Origin of the sequence: Pseudomonas sp. CM25 (assembly GCF_013179705.1) — a bacterium.
Lineage (GTDB): Bacteria > Pseudomonadota > Gammaproteobacteria > Pseudomonadales > Pseudomonadaceae > Aquipseudomonas.
In genome coordinates, this window is the sequence record NZ_JABMCW010000728.1 from 1 (window position 1) to 573 (window position 573).

The window sequence follows — 573 nt, forward strand, 5'->3', positions numbered from 1 at the left end:
ACGTTGCCGGACAAAGTCGGCGCCATAGCTGGAGAGGCTGATGGAAACGGGGTTCGCGTGCATTGTTGTTGTCCTTATGAAACCGGTTTCATTTGTTGTCGACAGCAGGCACGCCAATGCCTGCCACTGGTTAGCGTGGGTGAGTTGAACCGCGGATGATCAGGTCGGCCTTGAAGTCGATGCGCCGGGCTGCCCCGCTGACGCCGCGCAGGCGGCCGAGCAGGCTTTCGAATGCCGTCACGCCGATACGCTCGGTGGGCTGGGCCAGGGCTGTGATACCCGTGCCGACCAAGGGGAACCAGTCGAGGTCGTCGAGGGCGATCAGCCCGACGTCTGCGAACAGATTGCGCCCGGCCTCGTGCAGGGCGCGGGTCACCGCCAAGGTGGCGACGCCGTTGCAGGTGAAGATGGCCTGCGGGCCATGGCCGCTGGCGGCCAGAAACGAAGCCAGCTGGGCGCCCAGCCCGGCGCTGGTTTCCAGCACCTGCTGGCGCATGCCGGGGCGACGGCTGATCGACTGGCCGAACGCTTGCACCCGCTCCTGCCGCGAGCTGGTGCCATCGAGCGGCTCGG

Annotated in this window: 1 protein-coding gene; it reads right to left on the reverse strand. The window is 66.7% G+C overall.

Annotation, left to right across the window (positions count from 1 at the left end):
- Positions 1–130: 130 nt before the first annotated feature.
- The coding region (locus tag HP546_RS30975; RefSeq protein WP_172233865.1) for a substrate-binding domain-containing protein at positions 131–573 on the reverse strand (443 nt) is incomplete at its 5' end.